The organism is Rothia nasimurium (assembly GCF_004569295.1).
Classification (GTDB): domain Bacteria; phylum Actinomycetota; class Actinomycetes; order Actinomycetales; family Micrococcaceae; genus Rothia; species Rothia nasimurium_B.
The window spans coordinates 1-1,529 of sequence record NZ_SPQC01000092.1; the positions used below are offsets into that span (position 1 = coordinate 1).

Genomic DNA, 1,529 nt, shown 5'->3' on the forward strand with positions numbered 1-1,529 from the left:
AAAGTATCTAACAGCTAACCCAAGACACAAGGGGTGCTTAGAGAAGAAGCCTTAGTCAAGAGCACGGATGAAGAGGAAGCCGATAAGATCAGCAGGCACGCCAGGAATCAAAAGCAGAAACAGGCAGACAGGCAGGCACCCTGACAGTAGATATCAATATTGACAGCCATCAGCTGCTGATTTTATAATTTATAAAATAAAAAGTGATTAAAATTACTTTTTGTAAATTTTTTCTTCGTAAACAAAGGAGTTTATAAATGGAGCGTCGATCCTTTTTGGTTGGAGCGGTTTCTATTATTGGACTTTTGGCTGTAGGTGATGATTCGTATGCCGATGAGAAGCTGCGAGCAGAAGAAATGACAATCGCTGAATTAGTTAGCAGTAAAGGTGGTATTAGCGCAGACGCATCTGATGAAACATTTTTAGCGCTTGAAGCAATAGAACGTATTCCATATTCTGTTATTAATAAAGGTGAACAGGCAGTTGGCGAATGGATTAAAAATTATGTAAATATTCGTTATACCCCTGCCTCGCAAGGCTCATTTATTTCAGGCAGAGGTGATTACTCACCTGCAGGAATAAACTGGCCAGCATGTATAGGGGCGGCAGGCCTTGCGCTCGTTAATAATGCGATTCCAATTACTAAAATAACTAAACTTAAAGCATTCTTTAAGGGGATTGGAGGAGTGAAAGTGTTTATCGATGCTTATTCGCGCTCCTATCAGCAACTGCGCAGATACGGGTATAGAGGGGCAGATCTCGCGAAAAGAGCAGCAGTAGCCGCTGCGCATCACGCTGGCCCCGATGTAAAAGACGCGTTGCTTTCATTTTTTGGAATTGCCGCAGTGCTGGGAGCCTGTACAGAATGGTAAAAATCCTGGAAAAAATTGAACTCCCTCTATTCTTCGTTAGCTTTTTGATATCGCTAATGGTAATCTTTGGATCGTTGAATCCTATTTGGATTCTCCCATTCTTTGGAATCGCTTGCGCCGTTCGTGGGATAAATGGAAATAGTATATTTAGGAGACAAGGGCCAAGGACACTTAAGTAAGGTTGAATTTCTTTCAAATACCCTCATGACAAGGGTTATGTTGTGGTATCGGAAATACTCCACAGATATATTTATTTTTATCTTAAATGAGCCATAGAAGCCCCGCATGATTCCTCTCATGTGGAGCTTCTATCGTGTCTGTTAGTGATTGTTTCACCATATCTAATCCTATTTTTCAGGTACCGTGCTCTGCATTTTTGAGTGCTCAGGGGCATGTGTTTTTCTTTTGGCTACTCGCTGGTTGATCGCGAAGCCTAGCCCCCGAACACAGCCAGTCAAGAGCGCTTCGCGTCGCTACGCGATGGCGCAGACGCCACTCTTGACGGTCTGCGATCGTGGGGGGCTTATGCTCCGCTTATCACCAGCGAGGGAGCAAAAGAAAAGCCCGCACAGTGCAGGCGACCGTGTAGGCTTAGAGCAGTTTTAGATAAAAAAGAACCGGAAGTGTTGGATGCACTTCCGGTTCAGAAAATTCCAT

At 43.8% G+C, this 1,529-nt stretch carries 1 protein-coding gene; it reads left to right on the top strand.

Annotated features, from left to right (window positions below; genetic code table 11):
- The first annotated feature begins 257 nt into the window (after nt 1–257).
- Complete coding sequence (locus tag E4U03_RS13490) at nt 258–872, top strand: hypothetical protein (RefSeq protein WP_228066317.1); 615 nt, start codon at nt 258–260, stop codon at nt 870–872.
- The last annotated feature ends 657 nt before the right edge of the window (nt 873–1,529 follow it).

What these genes read in the sequence shown, in the direction of transcription:
- E4U03_RS13490 (WP_228066317.1), top strand. Translation starts at nt 258, where the DNA reads ATGGAGCGTCGATCCTTTTTGGTTGGAGCGGTTTCTATTATTGGACTT.